Raw genomic sequence first — 3,492 nt, forward strand, 5'->3', positions numbered from 1 at the left:
ATTGCTGTACCAAGGCCATTTTGTTTCGTTACTATGACAATCTGCGCATGCACGAACAAACAATTCTTTTGTTTTAGGACTGTCCCACATAGGCTCTGCAACAACAGATGGATTAGAATGATTTTTACCGTATGGTATAAACTGTATTGAAATTACTACTATAATAACAATACCTAATATTTTATATTTCATATTTATCTCCTATTTGCAGAAAGAACAAAGTGTCCTTCTATTGTGATATTTTAGTATTTAAAGTATATCAAAAATATCTTCTGCTTGAAACCTTATAAAATATATAATTTTATAAGGTTAATTAAATTCTAATTTATTCATTCTGTATATAGTTAACTTCATCTCCAACCGCTATAACACCACTTTGAACGATGACAGCTCTATAACCACCTATATACTTCATTCCTTGCATCATATCTTCACCCAAAAGTCTGGAAAGATAACGACAAGGAGGGCAGGTACGTACGATACGAAGCTTTGCTGTACCTATAGTAAATACTTTATCTTCTAAAAGTGAGGCATCAAAGTTTTTAATGATAAGGTTTCTACGCAGATCTAGAAAGTCTAACATGCTATCTAATCGTCTATTACATTCTAAAAGAGTTTCATAAGGTAGAATGCTGACTTCTCTGACATCTCGAGAGAGTTGGGGTTTATTGAATGTACCTTGCCCGTAAAAATAACGGTCGCCCTCCAGGCCTTTACCCTGAAAAGCACGAACACTATTAACATAATGTAAAGGCTCTTTGGCTTTTTCTCCAATGATTATGGCATGCAGGGTCATGGTCTTCAGACACTATTCTGGTCTGTATACTCTTACATTTTTAACATCTTCCGCATCACGTAAATATTGGGCATGAAGTTGACTCATAATACCCTTGTCACAATAGAGGAGATATTCTTTGTCCTGCGGTAACTTCTTGAACTCTGTTTTGAGTTTATGAAATGGTATCTTTATACATTCACATGGTGTTTGTATACACTCATCTTCTGTACGTATATCGATAATAACATATTTATCATCATTTAAATCATGTATTACCTCTACCGGAGCCATATTGGTTACATCATCTATTATCTCATCCACATAGATTTTTTGTGCATCTTCCACGGCTTTATCTAATACACTATAGTCAAATCGTGCCGCTTCTTTTTCCATACGTTTGTATGAACCGTGTGTAATAGGATTTTTAGAGATTACACCACAGTACTCTGGCATATTCTCTGCAAAACGGCGTGTGCCTATTTCAGACGCTATTTTTATGATCTCTGGTTTGTTCATAGTCGCTAATGGACGTAAAATGAGCTTATTTGTTACTTGATCAATGAGTGCAAGGTTACGTAAGGTCTGACTGGAAACTTGTGCCACACTTTCACCCGTTAGCAGTGCATCTATCTCCATCTCATCTGCCACTTTTTCAGAAGCAAGGAGCATAAGACGTTTGAGTGTTACTCCCATGTATGACTCATGCGTTGAACGAAATATCTCTTCGATGACTGCATCAAAAGGCACAGAGATGAAAGAGACACGATGTGAAGCACCAAACTTTGACCAGAGATAGAGTGCAACCTGTTTGACTCCTATCTCATGTGCTATACCGCCAAGATTAAAGAATATAAAATGGGTTTTTATCCCTCTTTTCATAGTTAAGTAAGAGGCGACTGTAGAGTCAAAACCGCCAGACATAAGTGAGAGTATATCTCCCTGTGTCCCTAAAGGAAAACCACCCAGTCCTATATGTTTTATGGTGATGATGTTGAGTTGGTTATTGATGAGTTCTAGGCGTATGGTCACTTCTGGATGATGCAGGTCTACACCTTTTGCTTCATTGTGTGCCAACATATATCCACCTACAGTCTGTTCTATATCAAGTGACCTAAAAGGGTGCTTTCCTGAACGTTTTACACGTACTACAAAAGTTTTTCCTATGATCTCTTTTGCCATAGTTTCATTTACCTTGACCTTTATCTGATCAAGTGTCTCCATACCGTCAAATTGCAACGCTTCAAGTACCTGTTCTATACCTGGAGTGTCAAGGAGAGTTTGCCGTACCTCTGGAAGTACCTCTATAGGTGTAACAACCTCTAATTTATCAGAAAACTTTTTTACTTTGATCTCGGAACTGTATCTACCTAAGAGTTTTACAAGGTTATTATAAAGTTGACCCACCATTTGTCTTTTGGCAGATGAACCTTTGACCATGATTTCAGGAAAGAGTTTTAAAATGAATTTTTGTGTTTTTATTGATGGAGTTTCCACTATAGTACACCCTTATTTTAGTATGGGCAGCATTATAACACAAGAGGACTAAATGGCTATATTACCTAATCCTCAAGAGGGAAGTGCAGTGAGACTGATTTTGATGCCTCAAAAAGAGCATGAGATGCAATAGATACACTCCTGTTTGTATTGAGTAAAGAAACCACTTTTTTCTCATTTATCCCTTTTTGACTGATCGACAGTGATGCTTCTTTCATAATACGTTTGTTTTCTTCTTCAGATTTAGAAAATTTATCTACACATTTGTCCATTGTCCACTCTTCTTCCATATGGCCCATAAAAATAAGTATTGTATATATAAGATTTCTTCGAATATCATCATAAATGTTGTGAATTGTCACACTGCTGCTTTCCGAGAATTCATTCATATCATTTTTAATATCCTTAAGCATCTTTGCTGCATAGACGCTCTCTCTCACAGATGATAAAAGACTTTCGAGGCTTTCTCTGTCCTCTTGCCGAAGGTCTTGTTGGCTCAAGACTGAAACGAATTCCATGATCTTGATCTCGATCTCTTTAATACTGTTATAGGCTATCTTATGATTAAATTCTATTTGCTCCTGATTAAGTTCTACTGCTTCTTTCAAGCTAAGTTTTTTTACAAATACATCATTTGGTTTGATATTAGCGACCAAAAGTGCATACTTCATCGTTTTGACAAACAAATTATTCACTTCATCTCTTAACGCAACAAGTGCTGTTTCTGAATATTCAGGATCTACCAAATGTATATATCGTGTTGGTTCGGGTTCAACATGAATAAAAAGTTTTTGTAAATATTTAGCCATAAGTGTAATAAAAGGGAGTAATAATATCACACCTAGAACATTAAATATAGTATGGAACAATGCCAGTGCTGTAATAGGGTCATCATGCAGTCCCTCAATACCCATTAAAAACTGTGTTAAAAATGGCAAGATCAGGAATGCAACAGCTGCAGTAATAAAATTAAATATAAAATGTGCCAGGGCAACACGCTTTTTATCAGGAATACCACCGATAGCACCAAGGAGAGCTGTTACTGTGGTACCGATATTTGTACCAATGACCATAGCAGCAGATTGTTCAAAGCTGAGTATATTGACATATAATGCACTCAATACAATAGCCGTTGCTGCAGAACTAGACTGAATGATCGCTGTGAGTATAAAACCAATCCCTATAAAAGTGATCAATGGAAAGTTTACAAATTTAGCAAG

At 36.3% G+C, this 3,492-nt stretch carries 4 protein-coding genes; all 4 read right to left on the reverse strand.

What is annotated here, in order from left to right; all coding sequences use genetic code 11:
* The coding region (locus ABZC96_RS09180; protein WP_373030625.1) for a heme-binding domain-containing protein at window positions 1–192 on the reverse strand (192 nt) is incomplete at its 3' end.
* 133 nt (window positions 193–325) lie between these two features.
* Window positions 326–796: an MOSC domain-containing protein gene (locus tag ABZC96_RS09185; RefSeq protein WP_373030627.1), complete on the reverse strand. Its 471-nt coding sequence runs from the start codon at window positions 794–796 to the stop codon at window positions 326–328.
* 12 nt (window positions 797–808) lie between these two features.
* Window positions 809–2,272, reverse strand: a complete 1,464-nt coding sequence (thiI, locus tag ABZC96_RS09190; protein WP_373030629.1) for a tRNA uracil 4-sulfurtransferase ThiI — start codon at window positions 2,270–2,272, stop codon at window positions 809–811.
* Between the two features lie 65 nt (window positions 2,273–2,337).
* Window positions 2,338–3,492: Na/Pi cotransporter family protein (locus ABZC96_RS09195; RefSeq protein ID WP_373030630.1), on the reverse strand; the 1,155-nt coding region annotated here is incomplete at its 5' end.

Source organism: Sulfurovum sp., from assembly GCF_041551015.1.
In the GTDB taxonomy this organism is placed as follows: domain Bacteria; phylum Campylobacterota; class Campylobacteria; order Campylobacterales; family Sulfurovaceae; genus Sulfurovum.